Genomic DNA, 20,788 nt, shown 5'->3' with positions numbered 1-20,788 from the left:
TTTGACACCTGTGGAGTTAAACAAAGTATTGAATTATCTGGACCAATGGATGCTAGAGGTCGACCCTTAATGAATCACCTGAGAAGAGTATTGCTCAAATGGTTTGTCTCCGGGGTCGGGCTTTCGGCCGTACAGGCATTGGCTTCAACCGTGGGTAAACCAGCCCCGGTGGCGTTTAAAGTGGTGGTCATTGGAGGCGGTTTTGCTGGGGCTACATTTGCACGAGCCTTGCGACAATTGGCACCGAACATAGCTATTACTTTGATTGAACCCAATCGTCTGTATCACTGCTGTCCTTTGAGTGTTGAGTTTTTGGTCGGCAAGTGCAGCGAACAGCGATTGCTCTATGATTACGAAAAGTTGGTAGAGAGCGGCATAGAGGTTCTGTATGACCGCGCAGGGTCTATCGATGCTGTGGCAAAGCGCGTTTGCACTGAGTCAGGCGTGTGGCATGAGTATGATCGATGCGTGGTAGCGACCGGAATCGGTTATCGCTATGACACACTCGCCGGTTATGACGAAGCGGCAATACAACAGTTTCCGCATGCTTGGGGTGGTGCCGATCAGTTGCGACTGCTCAAGGCTCAACTGTTTGCCATGCACGACGGTGGAACTGTGCTTATCAGTGCACCCCCCGACGACTATCGCTGCCCGCCGGGGCCCTATGAGCGCGCCAGCCTTATCGCGCAATACCTCAAGAAATATAAACCCCGTTCCAGGGTGATCATTTTGGATGCCAAGACAGGCTTTGCCAAACAGGCTCAGTTCGAGCAAGTGTGGACGCGACTCTACAACTACGGCACGGCCGACAGCATCATTCGTTGGGTGGGGGCTCAGGATGGGGGAACGGTAGTGGGGCTCGATGCTGATCGCCGACAATTGTTGACGGTTGCTGGCCCGGTGTATGGCGATGTGATCAACCTGATTCCGGCGCAACAGGCTGATAAGTTTGCGCATCGCAATGGGCTTGCTTCAGCCCATGGCTGGTGTCCGGTCAACACGCAGACGTTTGAGTCGCTGCACTTACCCAGCGTGCATGTTATTGGAGACTCAGCGTATGCCGAAATGCTTCCCAAGTCGGCATTCGCCGCCAGTTGCCAGGCTCGGGTTTGTGCGATGGCTATTTATAGCCAATTGCACGGACTGCCCTTAATGACTCCGTACTTTATGAACGTGTGTTACAGCCTGTGCGCGGAGGATTACGCTATATCCGTTTATTTGCACTATCAGCGCGACCCAACGACCAATATTCTGGACGTTCAGACGTTAAGGGTGACTCCCCTTAACGCTGAACGTGAAGATTACCGGCGTGAAGCGCAGTCGGCCTACAGCATGTTCAGTTGTATGGTCAAAGAGGCGTTTGGTTAACGTCACTTAATCTGCGGCCTGGGGCAATTGTTTAAAACGCAGCTTTACCCACCGATGCACCGCCGTCGACAAACAGGTTTTGGCCGGTGATGTAACCGCTGTTTTCCGAGAGTAAAAACGCAATGGCCGCGGCGATTTCAGCCGGTTGGCCAAAACGTCCCATCGGTACTCCGGCCAGGTAGCGTGCCTCACCGGCGGAGCCCACAGGGTTGTTGTGGCGGAACAGTTCGGTTTCGGTCGGGCCCGGGGCAACGGCGTTGACGGTGATGCCGGTGTGCGCTAACTCCAGCGCCCAGGTGCGGGTGAAACTCACCAAGGCGGCTTTGGCTGCGGCATAGGCGGTGCGCTGGGTAATGCCCAGCACGGTCAGGCTGGAAATGTTGACGATCCGGCCCCAGCCCCGGTTGCGCATCCCCGGCAGCAGCGCCTGGGTGGCTTGCAAGGCGGAGTGCAGGTTGACTCGCATCACATCGTCGAAGGCATCGAGGTCGATCTCCCCCAAGGCTTGCGGGCGTACCAGCCCTACGTTGTTCACCAGCCCGTCAAAGGCGTAGCGCCCGCTCAGGTCTTTGAGCACTTGCGCGCTGCGCTCGCGGTCAGCCAGGTCCAGGGCCACCAGGGTGCCGGGAAACGTGGCGTCATCGGCATTGCGGGCAATGCCCACCACCGTATGGCCCGCCTGAGCCAACAACTCGGACAGGGCTCGGCCGATGCCTTTACTGGCACCGGTGATCAGAAATGTACGTGAGGTCATGGTGTACTCCTGAGTGAAAACGGTAGGAAGCATAGCTTGTAAGATGCTGTGTGGAGGCTCTATGTTGCTGCCTGTGTATACATTGCGTGCAATCAGGGGGCCGGGTGAGTCGATTGGAATTCAGGCAAGTGGATGTGTTCAGCACGGTTGCCCTTAAAGGCAATCCGGTGGCGGTGGTGTTGAATGCCGACGGTTTGACCGATGCGCAGATGGCCGATTTCGCGCGGTGGACCAACCTCAGCGAAACCACCTTCGTACTTAAGCCGCAAAACCCGCAGGCGGATTACCGTTTGCGTATTTTCACCACGCTCAAGGAGCTGCCGTTCGCCGGCCACCCGACGCTGGGCAGTTGCCATGCCTGGTTGGAGGCGGGCGGTCGGCCGCGCGGTGAAGAGATCATTCAGGAGTGTGCGGTGGGTTTGATCAGGGTCCGCCGCAAGGACGGACAGCTGGCCTTTACCGCTCCCCCGCTGTTGCGTGCGGGACCTGTGGATGAGGCGTTGCTGCTGCGCTTGTGCGGCGGCCTGGGTCTTGAGCGCCGGGCCGTGGTGCAAGCGCAATGGGTGGACAACGGGCCGGGCTGGGTGGCCTTGCTGCTGAGTGACCGGGCGCAGGTATTAGCGCTGGAGCCGGACTATGGGCAACTGCTGGGGTTGTCGATTGGGGTCGTGGCACCTTGGGATCCGGGGGTCGATGGCGAGGACGCCCAGTTTGAAGTGCGTGCGTTTTGCCCCGGCGAAGGCATGCCCGAAGACCCGGTGACGGGCAGTTTGAACGCCGGGTTGGCGCAGTGGTTGATTGCTCAGGGGCATGCACCGGCGCGTTACGTGGCCAGCCAAGGCACGGCGATGGGCCGGGCCGGGCGCGTGTCGATTGAGCAGGCAGGTGCCGATATTTGGGTGGGCGGTGCGGCGGTGACCTGTATTTCGGGGTGGCTGACGCTTTAAGAGGCGGCGGCCCGCCTTCGGCGCTATTGATAGCGCTGTAGAGACCGGACACAGGGTTGATGGGTGTACGGGGACATGGTGGACACTTTTCGGCCAGCGTGGTTTCAGGAGGCCCTTGGATCAAAAGCATGCTCTGTAGTAGCGAGCTTGCTCGCGATCTGTTGATTTTTAAACGCTCAATGACGCTGCGCTGTCGTTCAGCAATCCTATCCATTGCTGCGGTCACGGCCACTTGAGGTTCCGGCTTTACGCCGTGCCACTTTGAAAAGCTGTACAGACCGGGCATAGGGTTGACGGGTGTACGGGGCCCTTCAGATCAAAAGATCACGAGCAAGCTCGTTCCTACAGGTCTGCTGCGTTCGGCCAGCGTGGTTTAAGGGGGCCCTTCAGATCAAAAGCCAGATCAAAAGATCACGAGCAAGCTCGTTCCTACAGGCCTTGCTGCGTTTGGCCTGCGTGGTTTAAGGGGGCCTTTTAGGTCAAAAGCCTGTAGGCGTTCATCTGTGCCCTTCGCGCCCCTTTTTTAAGTGTAAAACGCCGCTTATGTGGCTTTGGTTTTGACGGCTCGCTTGGGCTTCGCTTTGCCCGTCGGGGCTTTACGCTTCTTTTTCCAGGCCGGTGCGGTTCCGGCCGGGCTGGCGGGGCCGCTGATGTTCATCTGCAGGCCGCTGCATCGTTCGATGTGTTTGCTCATCCAGGCCGCCTGTTTGGCGACGAAAACATCGAGGGTCATTTCGCCGCTTTGCACCATGTCCAGCGCTTGCTCCCAGATGGCCGTGGTGCCTGGGTCGGCAATGGCGCGGGGTACGGCGTCGATCAGGCTGAACGCCGGGGCGGTGGCTGCCAGTGCCTTGCCGTGTTTGCTCAGGTAACCACGGTCAAGCAAGCCTTGAATGATGCCTGCGCGGGTGGCTTCCGTGCCAATGCCGGTGGTGTCCTTGAGTTTTTGCTTGAGCAGCGGGTCTTGCACCAGTTTGGCGACGTTTTTCATCGCCTTGATCAGGTCACCTTCGGTAAAGGGCTTGGGCGGCTGCGTCCACAGGTCTTTTAGCAGCACGTCGACAACCGCGCAGTCGAGGCCTTCGCGCAGGGGCGGCAAGGGTTGTGGCGCAGGCACTTCGCGGCCCTTGGCCGGAGCGAGGGCTTCGGGCAGGGCGCGCTTCCAGCCAGGTTCGACGATCTGCTTGCCTACGGCGCGCAAGGCCTGGCCTGCACAATCGAAGTCGGCCTGGGTGCGGTCGTATTCATGGTTGGGCAGGAACTGCGCCAAGTAGCGGGCGCGAATCAAGGTGTAGACGGCGCGGTGTTTGCCGCTCAGGCGCTCAAGGTTTTTTGCCGCCGCCGTGGGAATGATGCCGTGGTGAGCGCTGACCTTGGCGTCGTTCCAGGCGCGGGAGCGGCGCTGGGGGTCGAGGTGTGCGGCCAACGCAGCCAGCGCCGGGTCGGCCTGGCGCAAGGCGGCCAGGATCGAAGCCGCTTCGCCGTGCTGGCTTTGCGGCAGGTAGCCGCAGTCGCTGCGCGGGTAGGTGATGAGCTTGTAGGTTTCATACAGGGCCTGGGCGGTGTCGAGGGTTTCCTGGGCACCCAGCCCGAGCTTTTTCGAACACACCTCTTGCAGCGTGCCCAGGTCGAAGGGCAACGGTGCCACTTCGCGCATGCGCTCGGTGCGCAACGTGACCACTCGGGCGCTGCTGGCGTTTCGCATCGCCGTGGCGGCGTGTTGCGCGTGAGCCTGGTTGAGGCAGCGGTCCTGGTCGTCGCAGGTGTCAGGGTGGGCACGCCATTGGGCAGTGAACACCTGATGGTCGTGGCGCAGTTGTACGTCAATGGCCCAATACGCCACAGGCACGAAGTCACTGATGCTGCGGTCTCGGTCGACCACCAGGCGCAAGGTGGGGGTTTGCACCCGGCCCACGGGCAGCACGCCCTGATAGCCGGACTGGCGGCCGAGCAAGGTAAACAGGCGGCTCATGTTCATGCCGATCAGCCAGTCAGCCCGCGAACGGCCCAGGGCCGAGTGATACAGGTTGAAGGTGTCGGCACCGGGTTTGAGCGAGGCCAGCGCCTTGCGGATGGAAGCGTCGTCAAGGGCCGATAACCATAGGCGCTGAATGGGCCCGCGATAGCGGCAATGATCGACGAGTTCGCGGGCGATCATCTCGCCTTCACGGTCGGCGTCGGTGGCGATCACCAGTTCAGTGGCTTCGCCCAGCAGGCGTTTGACGGCCTTGAACTGGCTGGCCGTTTTAGGCTTGACGCGCATTTTCCAGGTGGCAGGAATGATCGGCAGGTCGGCCAGCACCCAGCGCTTGTAGCGCTCGTCGTAGGCGTCGGGCGGGGCGGTTTCGAGCAAGTGGCCGATGCACCAGGTGACGGTGGCATGGGGCCCCGTCCAGCAGCCATCACCGCGTCGGCTGGCACCGAGCACGGCCGCGATGTCTTTGGCCTGGGAGGGTTTTTCACACAAAAACAGCCGCATTGCTTTACTCGTTGATGCTGCGCAAGAGGTGCATAGCATGGGCAGAGATTGGCAATAGGGCAACTGTTTTTACTGTGTTTTTGTACAGGTAAGCTCGCGCCTGCAGCGCCAGCAGTAGGCTACTCAGTTGCAGGCGCGAGCTTGAGCGGGTTATTGACCGTTGTAGATCTGGTCGAACACACCGCCGTCGCTGAAGTACGTCTTCTGCACGTCGCGCCAGTCACCGAAGGTTTTTTCCACGGAGAGGAAGTCGACTTTCGGGAAGCGGTCGTTATATTTGGCCAGGATCTCGGTGTTACGTGGGCGCAGGTAGTTGTTGGCGGCGATGGTCTGGCCTTCATCCGACCACAGGTATTTCAGGTATTCGGTGGCCACTTCACGGGTGCCTTTTCTATCGACTACTTTGTCGACCACGCTCACCGGTGGCTCGGCTTCAGCCGACACGCTCGGGTAGATCACTTCGAATTGGTCACGGCCAAATTCGCGGGCAATCATTTCAGCTTCGTTTTCAAAGGTCACCAGCACGTCGCCGATCTGGTTGGTCATAAAGGTGGTGGTCGCTGCGCGGCCGCCTGTGTCCAGCACGGGTACGTTTTTGAACAGTTGGCCGACAAACTGGCGGGCCTTGGCTTCGTCAGCACCGTTTTTCAGCGCATAACCCCAAGCGGACAGGAAGGTGTAACGGCCGTTACCCGAAGTTTTCGGGTTGGGCACGATCACTTGCACGCCGTCCTTGACCAGGTCAGACCAGTCGTTCAGGGCTTTGGGGTTGCCCTTGCGCACGATAAATACGGTGGCTGAGGTGAACGGTGCGCTGTTGTCCGGCAGGCGGGTTGCCCAGTCTTGCGGGACCAGACCGCCGTTGTCGGCCAAGGCGTTGATGTCGGTCGCCATGTTCATGGTGATCACGTCTGCAGGCAGGCCGTCGATGACCGAGCGCGCCTGTTTACTGGACCCGCCGAAGGACATTTGAACCGTCTGTTTTTCCTTCTTCTCGGCTTCCCAGTGTTTTTGGAAGGCAGTGTTGTAGTCTTTATAGAAGTCACGCATCACGTCATAAGACACGTTCAACAGTGGCGGATTAGCCGCGTGAGCCACGTTGCCGAGGGCCAGGCCTGCGGCCAGAAGTGAGGCGCCAAAGAGTTTTTTCACTGCGCATTCCTTGTTATGGAGATCAATAAGGGCAATATGCCAGCGACTATAGCCGTTGGGGCATAGTGCTTAAAAGATTAAAAAGTACTTTGGTTATGCGTTTTTGTTTAATTGTGTCTATTTGCCTTGCCACTTATGCATGAAGCCCTTGGCGTAGACGCCTGAAGCGGGGTGTGCTCGCGCGAGCGGACCATGCGGCTGCGGGTACTCGTGAGGAAGTCAGAATGCCCGAAGGGGCAGATTTTAGCGCTTAACGGGCAACCTGCCTGCCTTGTTGGCGCGTTGAGCCTGAGAGTCGCGCCCGCGTAATCCTGCCTGCATCAGCCAGCCCGCAGCAATAAAGGGAGCCGTGAGTGTGGGTAAGCCAAGGGCGCTGAACAGGGGTGTGAGCAGCAGGGAAAGGGCAATGCCCAGCAGCGGTAGCCAACGTGACGGTGATTGCTGGCTGACGGCCAGTGCGATCAACACGGGGTTATAACTGACCAGGCCATTGAGGGCTGGTGCCGTGTCATGGGCATACAGGCCCCATGCCAGGCCCGCCAGTGAGCCCAGCAGTGCCCACAATGCAGCGCGCCAATGGCTCAAGCAAAGGCCCAGCACGATCAGCAGCCCGCAGATCGGGTGGGGCAGCAGCATGGCCTGCCCGACGCCCTTGAACAGGGCCAGCAGCAGTGTCCAGCCGTTGATGACCTGCTCGTTTATCAGTGCCGGTGCCGGTTCATTGACCAAGGCCAGCAGGATCCAACCAATACCCACAAACGGCGCGGTGTACACCGCAAACCCAGGGGCGCGTTTGAGCCATTGGTGAGTGAGCAGGGCGCTGGTGCCTGCGCTGGCAATAATCAGCAGCGGCAACAGGGCCGACCACGGCATGGTGTGGCTGAGCAACAGGCCCAACAGGATGCCGTTATAGCTGTAGAGCCCCGCTTGGCGCTGCGCCTTGGGGTAGTCGCGGCGTTGCGCGGTCAACAACCCGGCAGCGCCGCCCAATAACGCGCCCCCCAGTAGCTCGGGGGCACCGACGGCAATCGCCAGCAAGCACATGACCCCGCACATCGGCTGGCGCTGCAGGAAGATCTGACTAAACCCCGCGCACAGCGCAGTGGCCCAGTCAGGGCAGTGTTGACTGAGGGGCGTGCTCATGAAGGCTGATTCTTTCGCAGGCGGGCAGCGGTTGACGAAGCGCGAAGGCATCGCAGCCTTCGTGCCTCGTCAGCGGCTACAGGGTTTGGGGAGTGGCAGGGTTATTGGTCGCGGATCGAGAAGTTGGCCATATGCTCCAGGCCCTTGATCAGCGCCGAGTGGTCCCAGTGGCTGCCGCCCAGTGCGGCGCACGTGCTGAACACTTGCTGGGCGTTAGCGGTATTGGGCAAGTTGATGCCCAGCTCGCGGGCGCCGGCCAGCGCCAGGTTAAGGTCTTTCTGGTGCAGGCTGATGCGGAAGCCAGGATCAAAGGTGCCTTTGATCATGCGCTCGCCGTGCACTTCGAGAATTTTCGAAGAGGCAAAACCGCCCATCAGAGCGGCGCGCACCTTGGCCGGGTCGGCCCCGTTTTTAGCGGCAAACACCAAGGCTTCTGCCACGGCCTGAATGTTCAGCGCGACGATAATCTGGTTGGCGACTTTGGCCGTTTGCCCATCACCATTGCCACCGACGTGCGTAATATTTTTGCCCAGGCTTTGCAGCAGGGGCAGGGCGCGTTCGAAGGTCTCGGCGTCGCCGCCGACCATGATGCTCAGGGTGCCGGCCTTGGCACCGACTTCGCCGCCGGACACCGGTGCGTCCAGGTAGCGGGCACCTTTGGCGTTGATGTTTTGCGCGAAGGTTTTGGTGGCGGTAGGGGAGATCGAACTCATGTCGATCACCACTTTATGGGGGCTCAGGCCAGCGGCGATACCGTCCTCGCGGAACAGCACGTCTTCGACCTGAGGGGTGTCCGGCACCATGACGATAATGAACTCGGCTTCTTGGGCGACCTCCTTCGGGTTGGCCAGCGCGATGGCTCCCGCCGCCAGCAGGTCGGCGGGCGCGGCCCCGTGATGGGTCGACAAGAACAGGCGATGCCCGGCCTTCTGCAGGTTGCTGGCCATGGGCGAACCCATGATGCCGGTGCCGATAAATCCGATCTTGGCCATGAAAAAATCCTCTTGTTTTTAGGGGGGACAGGGGCGTTTCGGTGGGAATGAACCGCACGAAGCGCGCGAGCGTGCTCGCGACCTTCTAAAAGCTCGCGAACCGACCCGCGTCAGCGTTGTGTTGGCCGTTCGTCATTACACGGCGTTGTGGCTCTTGAGCCAGCCAAGGCCTGCTTCGGTGCTGGTCAATGGCTTGTATTCGCAGCCCACCCAGCCCTGATAGCCGATGCTGTCCAGGTGCTCGAACAGGAAGCGATAGTTGATCTCGCCAGTGCCCGGCTCGTGACGCCCGGGGTTGTCGGCCAACTGGACATGGTTGATCTGGCCCAAGTGCGTTTGCAGGGTGCGGGCCAGGTCGCCTTCCATGATTTGCATGTGATAAATGTCGTATTGCAGGAACAGATTGGCGCTGCCGACCTGTTCCTGAATGGCCAGGGCCTGGCGTGTGGTGTTCAGATAGAAGCCCGGAATGTCACGGGTGTTGATGGCTTCCATGACCAGCTTGATGCCCGCGGCTTGCAGCGTGTCGGCGGCGTATTTGAGGTTGGCGACAAAGGTTTTTTCGATCAGGGCCTCATCAACCCCTTGGGGGCGAATGCCCGCCAGGCAGTTGATTTGATCGTTGCCCAGCACGTGGGCGTAGGCTATGGCCAGGTCAACACCGGCGCGGAACTCATCCACCCGGTCCGGGTGGCAGGCAATGCCGCGCTCGCCCTTGGCCCAGTCACCGGCCGGCAGGTTGAACAGCACTTGAGTCAGTTGGTTGGCGTCGAGCTGGGCCTTGATGTCGGCAGAGCTGTAATCGTAGGGGAACAGGTACTCAACACCGTGGAAACCGGCATTGGCAGCCGCTTGAAAACGGACAAGAAAATCCTGTTCGGTGAACAGCATGGACAGGTTGGCGGCAAATCGCGGCATGGTGAACTCCTGTGTGTGGCCCTCGCCCGTGAGCGAGGGCGGCAATTAATCCAGCAGGGAAATGGCGGTCGGTGCATCGTTACCCACCAACGCCAGGTCTTCAAACTCATTGACGGCGTTGATCTCGGTGCCCATCGAAATATTGGTCACGCGCTCCAGAATAATCTCCACCACCACCGGGACGCGAAATTCCTTGATCAGGGCCTGGGCCTGACGCAGTGCGGGCTGGATCTGGTCCGGCTCGAACACGCGCAATGCCTTGCAGCCCAGGCCTTGGGCGACGGCCACGTGGTCGACGCCATAACCGTTCAGCTCCGGGGCATTAAGGTTGTCGAAAGACAACTGAACGCAGTAGTCCATGTCAAAACCGCGCTGTGCCTGACGGATCAACCCCAGGTAGGAGTTGTTCACCACAACGTGGATGTACGGCAGATTGAACTGTGCGCCCACCGCCAGTTCTTCGATCATGAACTGGAAGTCATAGTCGCCCGACAGGGCCACAACCTTGCGGGTCGGGTCAGCTTTGACCACGCCCAGCGCTGCCGGGATGGTCCAGCCCAGCGGGCCGGCCTGGCCGCAGTTGATCCAGTGGCGCGGTTTGTACACATGCAGGAATTGCGCCCCGGCAATTTGCGATAAACCGATGGTGCTCACGTAGCAGGTGTCTTTGCCGAACACCTGGTTCATCTCTTCATACACACGCTGTGGTTTGACGGGCACGGTGTCGAAGTGAGTCTTGCGGTGCAGGGTGGCTTTGCGTTGCTGGCAGTCCTGCAGCCAGGTGCTGCGGTTTTTGAGTTTGCCCGCTGCTTTCCATTCGCGCGCCACTTCCAGGAACATCTTCAGTGCCGAACCCGCGTCGGAAACAATGCCCAGGTCCGGTGTGAAGACGCGGCCGATTTGCGTCGGCTCGATGTCCACATGAATAAAGCGGCGGCCTTCGGTGTACACCTCCACCGAGCCGGTATGGCGGTTGGCCCAGCGGTTGCCGATGCCCAGCACCAGGTCAGATTTAAGCAGGGTGGCGTTGCCGTAGCGGTGGGAGGTTTGCAGGCCGACCATGCCCACCATCAGTGGGTGATCGTCGGCAATCGTGCCCCAGCCCATCAGCGTCGGGATCACCGGGATACCGGTCAATTCGGCAAATGCCACCAGCCACTCACTGGCATCGGCATTGATGACACCGCCGCCGCTGACCAGTAGCGGCCGTTCGGCCTGGTCAAGCAGAGTCAAAGCCTTTTCGACCTGTACCCGGGTGGCGCAGGGTTTGGCCAGCGGCAGAGGCTCATACGCGTCGATATCGAATTCGATTTCGGCCATTTGCACATCAAAGGGCAGGTCGATGAGCACCGGGCCGGGGCGCCCGGAGCGCATTTCATAAAAGGCTTTTTGAAAGGCATACGGCACCTGGCCGGGCTCCAGCACGGTGGTCGCCCATTTGGTGACCGGTTTGACGATGCTGGTGATGTCGACAGCCTGGAAGTCTTCCTTGTGCAGCCGGGCGCGAGGGGCCTGGCCGGTGATGCACAGAATGGGGATAGAGTCGGCCGAGGCGCTGTACAGGCCGGTCACCATGTCGGTACCCGCCGGGCCGGATGTGCCAATGCACACGCCGATATTGCCCGCCTTGGTGCGGGTGTAGCCCTCGGCCATGTGCGAAGCACCTTCCACGTGGCGAGCAAGGACATGATCGATGCCACCGACCTTTTGCAGGGCTGAGTACAGCGGGTTGATGGCAGCGCCCGGAATACCAAAGGCGGTGTCGACACCTTCGCGACGCATCACCAGAACGGCGGCTTCGATTGCTCTCATTTTGCTCATTGGTTTGTGCCTCTTACGTTTTATAATTGTATACAAGTGGCTGTGGTGTTGAGTGTATTCATCCTGCGCTGCGAAGGTCAATGGCTTTTATCGAATGGCAGCCTGATGCGTTGCGTGCCGTATTTTAGGCTCGTAATGGTGATTGATCTGAAATTTTCCAGGCAAAAGTGTATACAAAACTATAACTTATTGTGTTCTATTGTTGGTAATGGCGTCGCTAAAAAATGGGCGCGAGGCTTTCCCTAACAAAAGAAGGACGGCAACCATGAGTGCTCTAACCTTGAAAGTCGCTTTAACCCTGGCCGCGCAGGCGCTAAGCGTCGGGCGTGAAATAAGCGCGGCCCCCTTGACGGTGGCGGTGCTCGACGGTGGCGGGCATTTGTTGGCCTTGCAGCGTGAGGACGGTGCCAGTGTGTTGCGCCCCAGCATCGCTATCGGCAAGGCTTGGGGGGCCATTGCACTGGGCAAGGGGTCGCGCGTGTTGGCGCTGGACGCGCAGCAGCGCCCGGCATTTTTTGCGGCCCTCAATGGCATGGGCCATAGCGACGTGGTGCCCGCGCCGGGCGGCGTGTTGATACGTGATGCGCAGGGCAAGGTGATCGGTGCCATCGGCATCAGCGGCGACACGTCTGACATCGACGAGCACTGCGCAATCAGCGCGGTAGAGGCTCAGGGATTACGAGCGGATGCGGGCGTGGTGGCCTGAATGCCAGGCGGGCTGGCTCGCGATTTTTTGCGGTGAAATCAAGATCAGCCGAGCGCGAGCACGTTGGCTTCTACGGTGGCAAGTGCCGGTTTGGAGTTCAGTTGGGCCGGTCGGTCAGTCCGGCGTACAGCCCTTGAGCACCAGCCGAATGATGGTCTGGGTGGCGGCTTCGTAGTCACTGTCTTGCAGTTTGGCCTTGCCGGTGATGGCGGAGATCTGCCAGTCGAAATCGGCGTAGGTCTGGGTTGCGGCCCAGATACTGAACATCAGGTGGTGTGGGTCGATCGGGGCGATCTGGCCGCGGTCGATCCAGGTCTGGATGCAGGCAATGTTGTGCTTGGCTTGGGCATTGAGTTGTTCAACCTGCGTCTCGCTCAGGTGCGGGGCCCCGTGCATGATTTCACTGGCAAACACTTTGGAGGCGAAGGGTAGGTCGCGGGAAATCAGGATTTTGGAGCGGATGTAGTTGCTTAACACGACCTGGGGATCGCCATCGGCATTGAACGGGGTCGATGCGCGCAGGATGGGGTCAATAATGCTTTCGAGCACCTCGCGGTAGAGGTTTTCTTTGGACTTGAAGTAGTAGTAGACGTTGGGTTTTGGCACGCCCGCCTTGGCGGCAATATCACTGGTTTTGCTGGCGGCGAACCCCTTGTCTGCGAACTCTTCGCTGGCGGCTCGCACAATCAGTTCTTTATTACGCTCGCGGATACGGCTCATAAAACGGGTATTTCCTTGCCAACGGGGGCGGTCTGGCATGGTAGCACCGTGCCTGCAAACGGCTCAATATGGCGGTTCTTGGGTGAGTGCGAGCTATGCTTAGCGTCATTCAACCTTTAAGGACATAACTCACATGGCAGGCAGCAGTTTGCTGATGTTGCTCGACGATATCGCCGCCGTACTCGATGACGTCGCGCTGATGACCAAAATGGCTGCCAAAAAGACCGCCGGGGTGTTGGGCGATGACTTGGCGCTGAATGCGCAACAGGTCTCAGGGGTTCGCGCTGAGCGCGAGTTGCCGGTGGTGTGGGCGGTGGCAAAAGGCTCGTTTCGCAACAAGTTTATTTTGGTGCCCGCGGCCCTGGCGATCAGCGCCTTTATCCCGTGGGCGGTGACGCCGTTGCTGATGCTGGGCGGTGCGTACCTGTGTTTCGAGGGGTTCGAGAAACTGGCGCACCCGTTCTTGCACAGCAAAGAGGCGGCCCGGGAACAGCGCAAAGCCTTGAATGAAGCGGTTGCCGGAGCCGAGATTGATCTGGTGGCCTTCGAAAAAGACAAAGTGAAGGGGGCCATACGCACCGACTTTATTCTGTCGGCTGAAATCATTGCCATCACCCTGGGCACCGTGGCCGATGCGCCGCTGGCTCAGCAGGTGGTGGTGTTGTCCGGTATCGCGATTGTCATGACCATCGGGGTGTACGGGGTGGTGGCGGGTATCGTCAAACTCGATGACGGCGGGCTGTATTTGAGTCAAAAGACCGGTGAAGGTGCTTGGCCGCGCTTTCAACGCAGCTTCGGTCATGGCGTGCTGAGTGCTGCACCCTACATGATGAAAAGCCTGACCGTGATCGGTACGGCGGCCATGTTTATGGTCGGCGGCGGGATTCTGACCCACGGTGTACCCGTGGTGCACCATTGGGTCGATGCCGTGGCCCAGAGTACCGCGCCGTTTGTGGGCGCGGTGTCGGTGGTGGTACCGACCTTACTCAATGCCGCCGTGGGCATCGTGGCCGGTGCCGTGGTGTTGGCCGTGGTCACGGGGGTGAGCAAGGCCTGGGGGGCGATGAAGGGTTAAGCCAGTGATGTCGCCGGTGGTGTTGTGCTGTTTTGCAGCAGGCGATAGCCCGACGCGGCACACAGCAGCATGCCTGCTCCGGCCGCCAGCGATACGCCAAAACCGGCGTGTGCACCGTAAGCGTCGATTACCCAGCCGCCGACCACTGCTCCCAGTGCCACGCCGATGCCCAGACCGGTGATCATCCAGGTCAGGCCTTCGGTCAATTTGGCGGGCGAGACGATGTTCTCAATCAGGGCCATCGCGGTAATCAGGGTCGGGGCGAAAAACAGGCCCGCCACAAACATGCCGGCGGCCAGGGCGGCAATGCTGTTGACCCACATCAGCGGCACCATGGTCATGGCGGTGGCGGTAGCTCCGAGCAGGAACAGGCGTGGCAGCGGTATGTTCAGTTTCAGGGTGCCGAACACCAGGCCGGCGATACAGGAACCCAGCGCATACACGGACAGCACGATACTCGCCGCCGCCGGTTGGCCCTGATGTTGGGCATACGCGACGCTGACCACATCCACGGTGCCGACGATGGTGCCCAGGCCCACCAGTGCCATCATCAGGATCATCACCGCCCCCTGACGCAACACGCTCCCGCCCTGCTCAAGGCTGCGCGGGTGTACGGGTGGCTCGGTTGCGCGTTGCCGCACAAACAGGGTGACGCCCACGGCCAGCAAAACCGCCGCCATCAGTGGCCCGGCCTGCGGGAACAGCGCCACGCTGAGGCCTACAGAAATAGGCGGGCCGACAATAAAGCACACTTCATCCAGCACCGACTCGAACGAGAACGCGGTGTGCAATTTGGGCGAGCCACGGTACAACTCGGTCCAGCGGGCGCGCACCATGGCGGGCATGCTGGGAATGCACCCGGCTAGCGCGGCAAACACGAACAGCGTCCAGTCCGGGGCTCCCAGGTGGCTGCACAGCAGTAACCCGATCAGTGCCGACACGCCCAACGCCGCCACGCCGGGTAACACGCGGCGTTGCCCGTAGCGGTCGACCCAGCGCGAAATCTGCGGTGCCAACAAGGCCATGGCCAAGGCAAACGTTGCCGCAACGGCACCGGCCAGCCAATACGAGCCGTGCAATTGCGCCAGCATCGTGATGATGCCGATGCCGGTCATGGAGATCGGCATGCGGGCGATCAGGCCTGCGGCGCAGAATGCCCGGGTGCCGGGGGCGCTGAAAATCTCGCGGTAGGGGTTGGCCATACAAGCTCCGGAACAGTTAAGGCGGGGTGACAACAGGTCGGGTTTGAGGGGGTGTGAACGCGGCGGTTGTGGCTCGGCCTACTGGGCGCAAAGGTCGGCCCGTCATGACATACGCAGCGTATGCATAAGTATACGAACACGCGGCTCATGTCAATTAACATACGCGATGTATACGAAAAAAAGGAGAGGTCGCCATGGCTCCTGCAGTGCGCGCTCTCAGGGTGAGCAAACCTGTGGAGAATGACTCGCCGCGGACTGTCAGATGGTGGCCCGGCAACCCAGCGCAGCGTCGGGCCAGCTTGGGCCTGCGGCTGCGGGGGGCTGACCCCTCAGGCACCGGCGCGCGCCTGAGGGGTGTGCATCAGAAGTGGTACTTGACCAGCAGGCTTGCGGTGTCCTGCGTGGTTTTGAAAGAACCGCTGTCTTCGATGCCGTACTTGTTTTTCCAGTAGTCGTATTCGATCCCGACGTACAGCTGTTTAGGGCTCCAGCTCAGTGCCTTGCCCAGGTCATATTTGATTTGTGGGTTGAAGTGCAGGTTGGCGTGGTAGGTGCCGCGTGCGTTCTGGTCGTTATCAACCACCCAGTCCATGTAGCCATCGATGACCACATCGGATTTGCCCACCGGCAAGGTGTAGGACCACACCGGAGTGATCTGCCACACGCCACGGCCCGCGCGATTGCCTTCCGGGTAGCGCTTGTAGAAGTTCAATTGGAAGAAATCAAAACCTGGCACATTCAGGTCGAAACCCGGGCCGATCAGATAAGCATCCGAGTCGCCTTCGCCAAACTCATAGGTCATGGCCAGCAGCACGTCTTTGATCGGGCCGAACGCAAACGGCTGATCGAAGATTTTACCCATCGACAGGCGAGGGGTGAATTCGCCGTAGTAGGTGTTCGGGCCGAGGTTGCCGTCTTTTTTGCCGTTGTAAAAAATGCGATCAAGGAAGAAGAAGTTGTCGCCATACTTCCAACTGTCGGCGTGTTCGAACGTCAGGGTCTGTTGAATTTTCGGGTTGACCTGGAAGTCCTTGCCATACAAATACGTCAGGCTATTGCTTTGCCATTGAATCAGGTCACCGGCGACGGCCGGCGCCCCGCCCAACAGGCTGCCCGCAAGCATCAGGTTGGTCAGAATGCGCTTCATTCGGTTGCTCCAAAAGTTATCAACACTGCAATAAAAGAACGGGGTGCTCTGGGTTGGCACCTTGGTTCCAGGTGTTTAAAGCGTGCCCACACGTCAACGTTTACCCCTTGAAGCCTGCGTCGGCCACAGCGGTTTAGCGGCCAGAGCCTGTCGCTCGGCGGGTGCCTGAAAGTTGCGTTCACGGCACGGTGCCAAGGCTGTAACCCATTGGTTTAAGGGGATAAAGTTGGCTTTAAAGTCAGCTTTAAACACCGCTCGAGGGTGAGCGGGCGCGCAGGATACGGGCTCTGGCGCTTGCACTCAAGCGTCCCGTGAGCGCGCCGCCCACCCGGGGCGGGCGCAATCGCAGAGCGTGTGAGCGAGTCAGCTAGAAATGGAATTTAATCAGGGCGCTGGCGGTGTTCTGCCGGGTATTCAGGCGAGGGCTGCTTTCGATGCCGTACTTGTTTTGCCAGTAGCTGTATTCAAGGCCGACATACAGCTGCTTTTCGCCCAGACGCAGGGCTTTGCCCAGGTCATATTTGACCTGAGGGTTGACGTGCACGTTGGCGTGGTAGGTGCCGCGTGAGTTTTGATCGTTGTCTACGACCCAGTCGATATAGCCGTCGATCAACAGGTCGGAACGGCCCAGTGGAACCGTGTAGGAGAACGCCGGGGTGATTTGCCAAACCCCGGTGCCCGGGCGCGGGCCTTCGGTGTGGCGGCGGTACAGGTTGAGGGTGAAGTAATTGAAACCCGGCACGGCCAGGTCGAAGCCGGGCCCGATCAGCCAGGCTTCGCTGTCACCCTCGCCGTACTCGTAGGTCATGGCCAACAGCACGTCCTTGACGGGCCCGAAACTGAGGGTGCGGTCGAGCATTTTACCGAACGAAAGCCGTGGGCTGAACTCGCCATAGTACGTGTGAGGGCCTTTGTTAGGGTCGTCTTTGCCGTTGTAGAAGATACGGTCGACGAACAGAAAGTTATCGCCGTACTTCCACTTGTCAGCGTGCTCGAACGTGACGGTTTGCTGGATCGAGGGGTTGATCGCGAAGTTTTTGCCATACAGGTACGACAGGCTATTGGAGTGCCATAAAAACAGATCCCCAGCCATGGCCTGGCTGACCGTCAAAAACCCGCCCGCGAGCGTGAAACCCCAGTGTTTGCAGTGCATGGGAGATTCCTTTTTTATAATGGGTTCGAACAGGCTGTAACCGCTGTCAAAGCGTCGGTGGGGGCGAAGCCCCCCCGGGTGTCGACCCGCAGGCCCGTATCGGTGCCTGGTACTTCGTCAGCGGCTGGAAGAAAATGCCGGTGCCCAAAGGGGCAGGGCGCTTTATTCAATGCGGCTGCACATGCCCGCTCATGGCGGCGCGTTCAGCACCGCCCAACACGTTGAACATCAGGTTCAGGCAGACCGCACTGACGGCAGCCATGGCGATGCCGCTGTGGGTAATGGGACCCATCCACAGCGGCAGGTGCGCAAAGAACTCCGGGCGTACCACCGGGATCAGGCCCATGCCGATGCTCACGGCCACCAGCAGTTGGTTGCGACGGTCAGCAATGTCCGCTTCCTGGAGGATTTTGATGCCGGTAGCGGCCACCATGCCGAACATGGCAATGGCCGCGCCACCCAGCACCGCCGGCGGTATCGAAGCCACCAGAAACGCCGCCTTGGGCAGCAGGCTCAAGGTGATCAGAAACACCCCCGCCATGATCGTCACCGAGCGGCACCGCACGCCGGTCATTTGCACCAGGCCAATGTTCTGCGCGAACGAGGAGTGGGTGAAGGTGTTGAAAAAGCCTGCCAGAAAGGATGCCCCGGCATCGCACAGCAAACCGCGGCGCAACATGCGCGGGGTCACGTCCTGGCCGGTGATTTTACCCAGTGCCAGGAACATCCCGGTGGACTCGACGAAGATGATCACCACCACCAGGCACATCGAAAGAATCGGGGCCAGATGGAACTCGGGCATGCCGAAGTGCAGCGGCGTGACCACTTGAAACCACGGGGCCTGTTCGATACCGGCGAGGTTAACCATGCCGATTGCGCCCGACAGCACATAGCCTGCGGCCATGCCGATCAATACCGAAATATTGACCCAGAAGCCGTGCATAAAACGGTTGATCAACAGGATGCAGGCCAGCACCAGGGCCGCAATGAACAGGTAGATGGGTGAACCGAATTGCGCGGCGGTACTGCCGCCACCCGCCCAGTTTACCGCCACGGGAAACAGCGACAAACCGATGGACGTGATCACGGTACCGGTGACCAGCGGCGGGAAGAAACGCACCACCTTGGACATAAACGGGGCAATGATCATGCCGAAGAACCCGGCGGCAATGGTGGCACCAAAGATACCGGTCATGCCGATTCCCGGCATACCCGCCATCGCCACCATGCTGCCCACGGCGGCGAAACTGGCCCCCATCATGACCGGCATGCGGATGCCCATGGGGCCGATACCCATCGATTGCACGATGGTTGCGATACCGGCCACCAGCAGGTCGGCGTTGATCAAAAACGCAATCTCTTCACGACTGAGGCCGGCGGCCTGCCCGATGATCAGCGGCACGGCAACTGCTCCGCCATACATCAGCAGCACGTGCTGCAAACCGACCAGAATCAATTGCAACAACGGTAACCGCTGTATGGGCGGTGACGCGGTCACGGCGGGTATGCGCGGATCGGTTAAATCGGACATGCTACACCTCGGTCATTTTTATTGTTGTCAACTAGTGGTGTGATTTTGTAGCCGCTACCGGAGGCTGCGACGGGTTCGACAGACAGCTTGACGCATCGAACCGGGCACCCTTGACCAGGGCGGTCGCAGCCTCCGGTAGCGGCTGCAAAGCGGTTGTAGGTCAGTGGGTCTGGGCTCCTGCATTAATCCAGGCACCTACGAGGTCGCGTTCTTGCTGGGTCATTTGAGTGATGTTGCCCAGCGGCATGATGGGGGTGACGACGGCTTGAGCTTGAATGCGCGGAGCCATTAATTGGATCTGCTCGGCGGTGTCGAGCATCACGCCGGCGGGCGCTGCACTGAACAGCGGGCTGGATGGCGTGGCGGAATGACAGACCGTGCAGCGTTCCTGGATCACCGAATGGACCTTTTCAAAATCGATGCTGGCCGCTAGCGCAGCGTCAGCGGCTGGCGCAGGTGGCGGGGCATCTTCTGCCCTGACGCCGCCCAGCGCGGTTTCAGGCAGTGGCTGGTACTGGATAACGTTGGCGGTTTCAGGGGCGGTGGCGGCCGGCTTTGGCCCCGTGACATAGGCCAGGCAGACCATGCCCAATGCCGCGACCGGAAGGGTCCAGGCATATTTATGGCTGTCGTGACGGGTGTTGAAGTAGTGGCGCACCAGCACCGCCATGACCGCGATCCCGGCCAAAATCAGCCAGTTGTACTGGCTGCCGTAGGTGCTCGGAAAGTGGTTGCTGATCATGATGAACAGCACGGGCAAGGTGAAATAGTTGTTGTGACGTGAACGCAGCAAGCCTTTTGCCGGCAGTGCCGGATCGGGGCTGCGGCCTTCCTTGATGGCTGCGACCAGTGCCCGTTGCGCCGGCATGATGATGCGGAACACGTTGCCAACCATGATGGTGCCAATGATGGCCCCCACATGCAGGTACGCGCCGCGCCCGCTGAACACCTTACTCAGGCCGTAAGCCGCTGCGACGAGCAGCAAAAACAGAATAAAGCCCAGCAGCGCCGGGCGTTTGCCCAGAGCGGAGTCACACAGGAGGTCATACACAAACCACCCGGCAATCAGTGAACCGATACCGATGGTCACCGCTTCAGGCCCGCTCAGGCTGCTGCCGGGAGCAATCAGGTACAGCGCGGGGTTGAAGTAAAACACCAGGCAGAGCAGGGCGATGCCTGACATCCAGGTGAAATAGGCTTCCCATTTAAACCAGTGCAGGTTGTCCGGCATGGTCGGCGGGGCCAGCTTGTACTTTTCGAGGTGGTAAATTCCGCCACCGTGAATGGCCCACAAATCGCCCGCCAGGCCGTTCTTGGGGTTGGCCCGGTTCAGGTTGTTTTCCAGCCAGACAAAGTAGAACGATGCGCCAATCCAGGCCACACCGGTAATCATATGAATCCAGCGCACGCCCAGATTCAGCCATTCCATCAGATGTGCTTGCACAGTCTTTACCTCTGCCCGTCGCTCTTTGTCGAGCGTTAGGGCCTTCTCTTATTGGTGGGGGGCGAGGAGGAGACACTCATCCTCTGTAAAGAAATGCTCATCGCAGTTATTGCCAGTGCCACTGCGATCAACCACCAGGAAGTCATCCCGCTTTTCGATCGTCAGCACCGGGTGGTGCCAGACGCCGCGATGGTAATTAATGCCCTGCCTGCCATTACTGACAAAGGCACGGACCA

At 59.9% G+C, this 20,788-nt stretch carries 18 protein-coding genes; 4 read left to right on the top strand and 14 right to left on the bottom strand.

Going from position 1 to position 20,788, the window contains the following annotated elements; all coding sequences use genetic code 11:
* The first annotated feature begins 69 nt into the window (after positions 1-69).
* Positions 70-1,368 carry an FAD-dependent oxidoreductase gene (locus Q1W15_RS03640; protein WP_300720275.1) on the top strand — a complete coding sequence of 433 codons (1,299 nt, stop codon included), beginning with the start codon at positions 70-72 and terminating at the stop codon, positions 1,366-1,368.
* A gap of 31 nt (positions 1,369-1,399) precedes the next feature.
* On the opposite strand, the gene Q1W15_RS03635 is transcribed toward Q1W15_RS03640, so the two are convergent.
* A complete protein-coding gene (locus tag Q1W15_RS03635; RefSeq protein ID WP_300720274.1) occupies positions 1,400-2,122 on the bottom strand; it encodes an SDR family oxidoreductase in 723 nt (240 codons plus the stop codon).
* A gap of 104 nt (positions 2,123-2,226) precedes the next feature.
* Here Q1W15_RS03635 and Q1W15_RS03630 point away from each other — a divergent pair, with 104 nt between their 5' ends.
* A complete protein-coding gene (locus Q1W15_RS03630; protein WP_300720273.1) occupies positions 2,227-3,069 on the top strand; it encodes a PhzF family phenazine biosynthesis protein in 843 nt (280 codons plus the stop codon).
* Between the two features lie 541 nt (positions 3,070-3,610).
* On the opposite strand, the gene Q1W15_RS03625 is transcribed toward Q1W15_RS03630, so the two are convergent.
* From Q1W15_RS03625 to gcl, 6 genes are all read right to left on the bottom strand, one after another.
* Complete coding sequence (locus Q1W15_RS03625) at positions 3,611-5,548, bottom strand: DNA topoisomerase III (RefSeq protein WP_300720271.1); 1,938 nt, start codon at positions 5,546-5,548, stop codon at positions 3,611-3,613.
* 150 nt (positions 5,549-5,698) lie between these two features.
* Complete coding sequence (locus Q1W15_RS03620; protein WP_300720270.1) at positions 5,699-6,700, bottom strand: sulfate ABC transporter substrate-binding protein; 1,002 nt, start codon at positions 6,698-6,700, stop codon at positions 5,699-5,701.
* Positions 6,701-6,943: 243 nt separating this feature from the next.
* Positions 6,944-7,843: an urea transporter gene (locus tag Q1W15_RS03615; RefSeq protein ID WP_300720268.1), complete on the bottom strand. Its 900-nt coding sequence runs from the start codon at positions 7,841-7,843 to the stop codon at positions 6,944-6,946.
* Between the two features lie 101 nt (positions 7,844-7,944).
* A complete protein-coding gene (locus tag Q1W15_RS03610; RefSeq protein WP_300720266.1) occupies positions 7,945-8,835 on the bottom strand; it encodes a 2-hydroxy-3-oxopropionate reductase in 891 nt (296 codons plus the stop codon).
* A gap of 135 nt (positions 8,836-8,970) precedes the next feature.
* Positions 8,971-9,753, bottom strand: coding sequence for a hydroxypyruvate isomerase (gene hyi, locus Q1W15_RS03605; protein ID WP_300720264.1), 783 nt, complete (start codon positions 9,751-9,753; stop codon positions 8,971-8,973).
* A gap of 45 nt (positions 9,754-9,798) precedes the next feature.
* A complete protein-coding gene (gene gcl / locus Q1W15_RS03600) occupies positions 9,799-11,574 on the bottom strand; it encodes a glyoxylate carboligase (RefSeq protein ID WP_300720262.1) in 1,776 nt (591 codons plus the stop codon).
* A 265-nt stretch (positions 11,575-11,839) separates the two neighbouring features.
* Between gcl and Q1W15_RS03595 the strand changes: the two genes are divergently transcribed.
* Positions 11,840-12,280, top strand: coding sequence for a heme-binding protein (locus Q1W15_RS03595; RefSeq protein WP_300720259.1), 441 nt, complete (start codon positions 11,840-11,842; stop codon positions 12,278-12,280).
* Between the two features lie 114 nt (positions 12,281-12,394).
* Here the strand turns inward: Q1W15_RS03595 and Q1W15_RS03590 are convergent, their stop codons facing one another.
* Positions 12,395-13,000, bottom strand: coding sequence for a TetR/AcrR family transcriptional regulator (locus tag Q1W15_RS03590; RefSeq protein WP_300720258.1), 606 nt, complete (start codon positions 12,998-13,000; stop codon positions 12,395-12,397).
* 133 nt (positions 13,001-13,133) lie between these two features.
* Here Q1W15_RS03590 and Q1W15_RS03585 point away from each other — a divergent pair, with 133 nt between their 5' ends.
* Complete coding sequence (locus tag Q1W15_RS03585; RefSeq protein WP_300720256.1) at positions 13,134-14,075, top strand: DUF808 domain-containing protein; 942 nt, start codon at positions 13,134-13,136, stop codon at positions 14,073-14,075.
* On the opposite strand, the gene Q1W15_RS03580 is transcribed toward Q1W15_RS03585, so the two are convergent.
* The 6 genes from Q1W15_RS03580 to Q1W15_RS03555 form a co-directional block, all read right to left on the bottom strand.
* Entirely contained in the window at positions 14,072-15,277 is a 1,206-nt protein-coding gene (locus Q1W15_RS03580) for an MFS transporter (protein WP_300720254.1), read from the bottom strand. The two genes, Q1W15_RS03585 and Q1W15_RS03580, sit on opposite strands and share 4 nt — an antisense overlap.
* A gap of 361 nt (positions 15,278-15,638) precedes the next feature.
* Positions 15,639-16,424, bottom strand: a complete 786-nt coding sequence (locus Q1W15_RS03575) for an outer membrane protein OmpK (protein ID WP_300720253.1) — start codon at positions 16,422-16,424, stop codon at positions 15,639-15,641.
* Between the two features lie 367 nt (positions 16,425-16,791).
* Positions 16,792-17,577 carry an outer membrane protein OmpK gene (locus Q1W15_RS03570; RefSeq protein ID WP_300720251.1) on the bottom strand — a complete coding sequence of 262 codons (786 nt, stop codon included), beginning with the start codon at positions 17,575-17,577 and terminating at the stop codon, positions 16,792-16,794.
* A 166-nt stretch (positions 17,578-17,743) separates the two neighbouring features.
* Positions 17,744-19,108: a nucleobase:cation symporter-2 family protein gene (locus Q1W15_RS03565; RefSeq protein ID WP_300720250.1), complete on the bottom strand. Its 1,365-nt coding sequence runs from the start codon at positions 19,106-19,108 to the stop codon at positions 17,744-17,746.
* Between the two features lie 160 nt (positions 19,109-19,268).
* A complete protein-coding gene (locus Q1W15_RS03560) occupies positions 19,269-20,552 on the bottom strand; it encodes a urate hydroxylase PuuD (RefSeq protein ID WP_300720249.1) in 1,284 nt (427 codons plus the stop codon).
* 48 nt (positions 20,553-20,600) lie between these two features.
* Positions 20,601-20,788 (bottom strand): ureidoglycolate lyase (locus Q1W15_RS03555; RefSeq protein ID WP_300720248.1); only part of this gene is annotated, 188 nt, incomplete at its 5' end.

The organism is Pseudomonas sp., assembly GCF_030150285.1.
Classification (GTDB): domain Bacteria; phylum Pseudomonadota; class Gammaproteobacteria; order Pseudomonadales; family Pseudomonadaceae; genus Aquipseudomonas.
The sequence above is the reverse complement of the archived record's forward strand: the minus strand, read 5'-3'. Positions and strand labels throughout refer to the sequence as shown.

Excerpts from the sequence above, each read along its gene's own strand:
- Q1W15_RS03640 (WP_300720275.1), top strand. The coding sequence starts at position 70 with ATGAATCACCTGAGAAGAGTATTGCTCAAATGGTTTGTCTCCGGGGTC.
- Q1W15_RS03635 (WP_300720274.1), bottom strand. The coding sequence starts at position 2,122 with ATGACCTCACGTACATTTCTGATCACCGGTGCCAGTAAAGGCATCGGC.
- Q1W15_RS03625 (WP_300720271.1), bottom strand. The coding sequence starts at position 5,548 with ATGCGGCTGTTTTTGTGTGAAAAACCCTCCCAGGCCAAAGACATCGCG.
- Q1W15_RS03615 (WP_300720268.1), bottom strand. The coding sequence starts at position 7,843 with ATGAGCACGCCCCTCAGTCAACACTGCCCTGACTGGGCCACTGCGCTG.
- Q1W15_RS03610 (WP_300720266.1), bottom strand. The coding sequence starts at position 8,835 with ATGGCCAAGATCGGATTTATCGGCACCGGCATCATGGGTTCGCCCATG.
- hyi (WP_300720264.1), bottom strand. The coding sequence starts at position 9,753 with ATGCCGCGATTTGCCGCCAACCTGTCCATGCTGTTCACCGAACAGGAT.
- gcl (WP_300720262.1), bottom strand. The coding sequence starts at position 11,574 with ATGAGCAAAATGAGAGCAATCGAAGCCGCCGTTCTGGTGATGCGTCGC.
- Q1W15_RS03595 (WP_300720259.1), top strand. The coding sequence starts at position 11,840 with ATGAGTGCTCTAACCTTGAAAGTCGCTTTAACCCTGGCCGCGCAGGCG.
- Q1W15_RS03590 (WP_300720258.1), bottom strand. The coding sequence starts at position 13,000 with ATGAGCCGTATCCGCGAGCGTAATAAAGAACTGATTGTGCGAGCCGCC.
- Q1W15_RS03585 (WP_300720256.1), top strand. The coding sequence starts at position 13,134 with ATGGCAGGCAGCAGTTTGCTGATGTTGCTCGACGATATCGCCGCCGTA.
- Q1W15_RS03580 (WP_300720254.1), bottom strand. The coding sequence starts at position 15,277 with ATGGCCAACCCCTACCGCGAGATTTTCAGCGCCCCCGGCACCCGGGCA.
- Q1W15_RS03575 (WP_300720253.1), bottom strand. The coding sequence starts at position 16,424 with ATGAAGCGCATTCTGACCAACCTGATGCTTGCGGGCAGCCTGTTGGGC.
- Q1W15_RS03570 (WP_300720251.1), bottom strand. The coding sequence starts at position 17,577 with ATGCACTGCAAACACTGGGGTTTCACGCTCGCGGGCGGGTTTTTGACG.
- Q1W15_RS03565 (WP_300720250.1), bottom strand. The coding sequence starts at position 19,108 with ATGTCCGATTTAACCGATCCGCGCATACCCGCCGTGACCGCGTCACCG.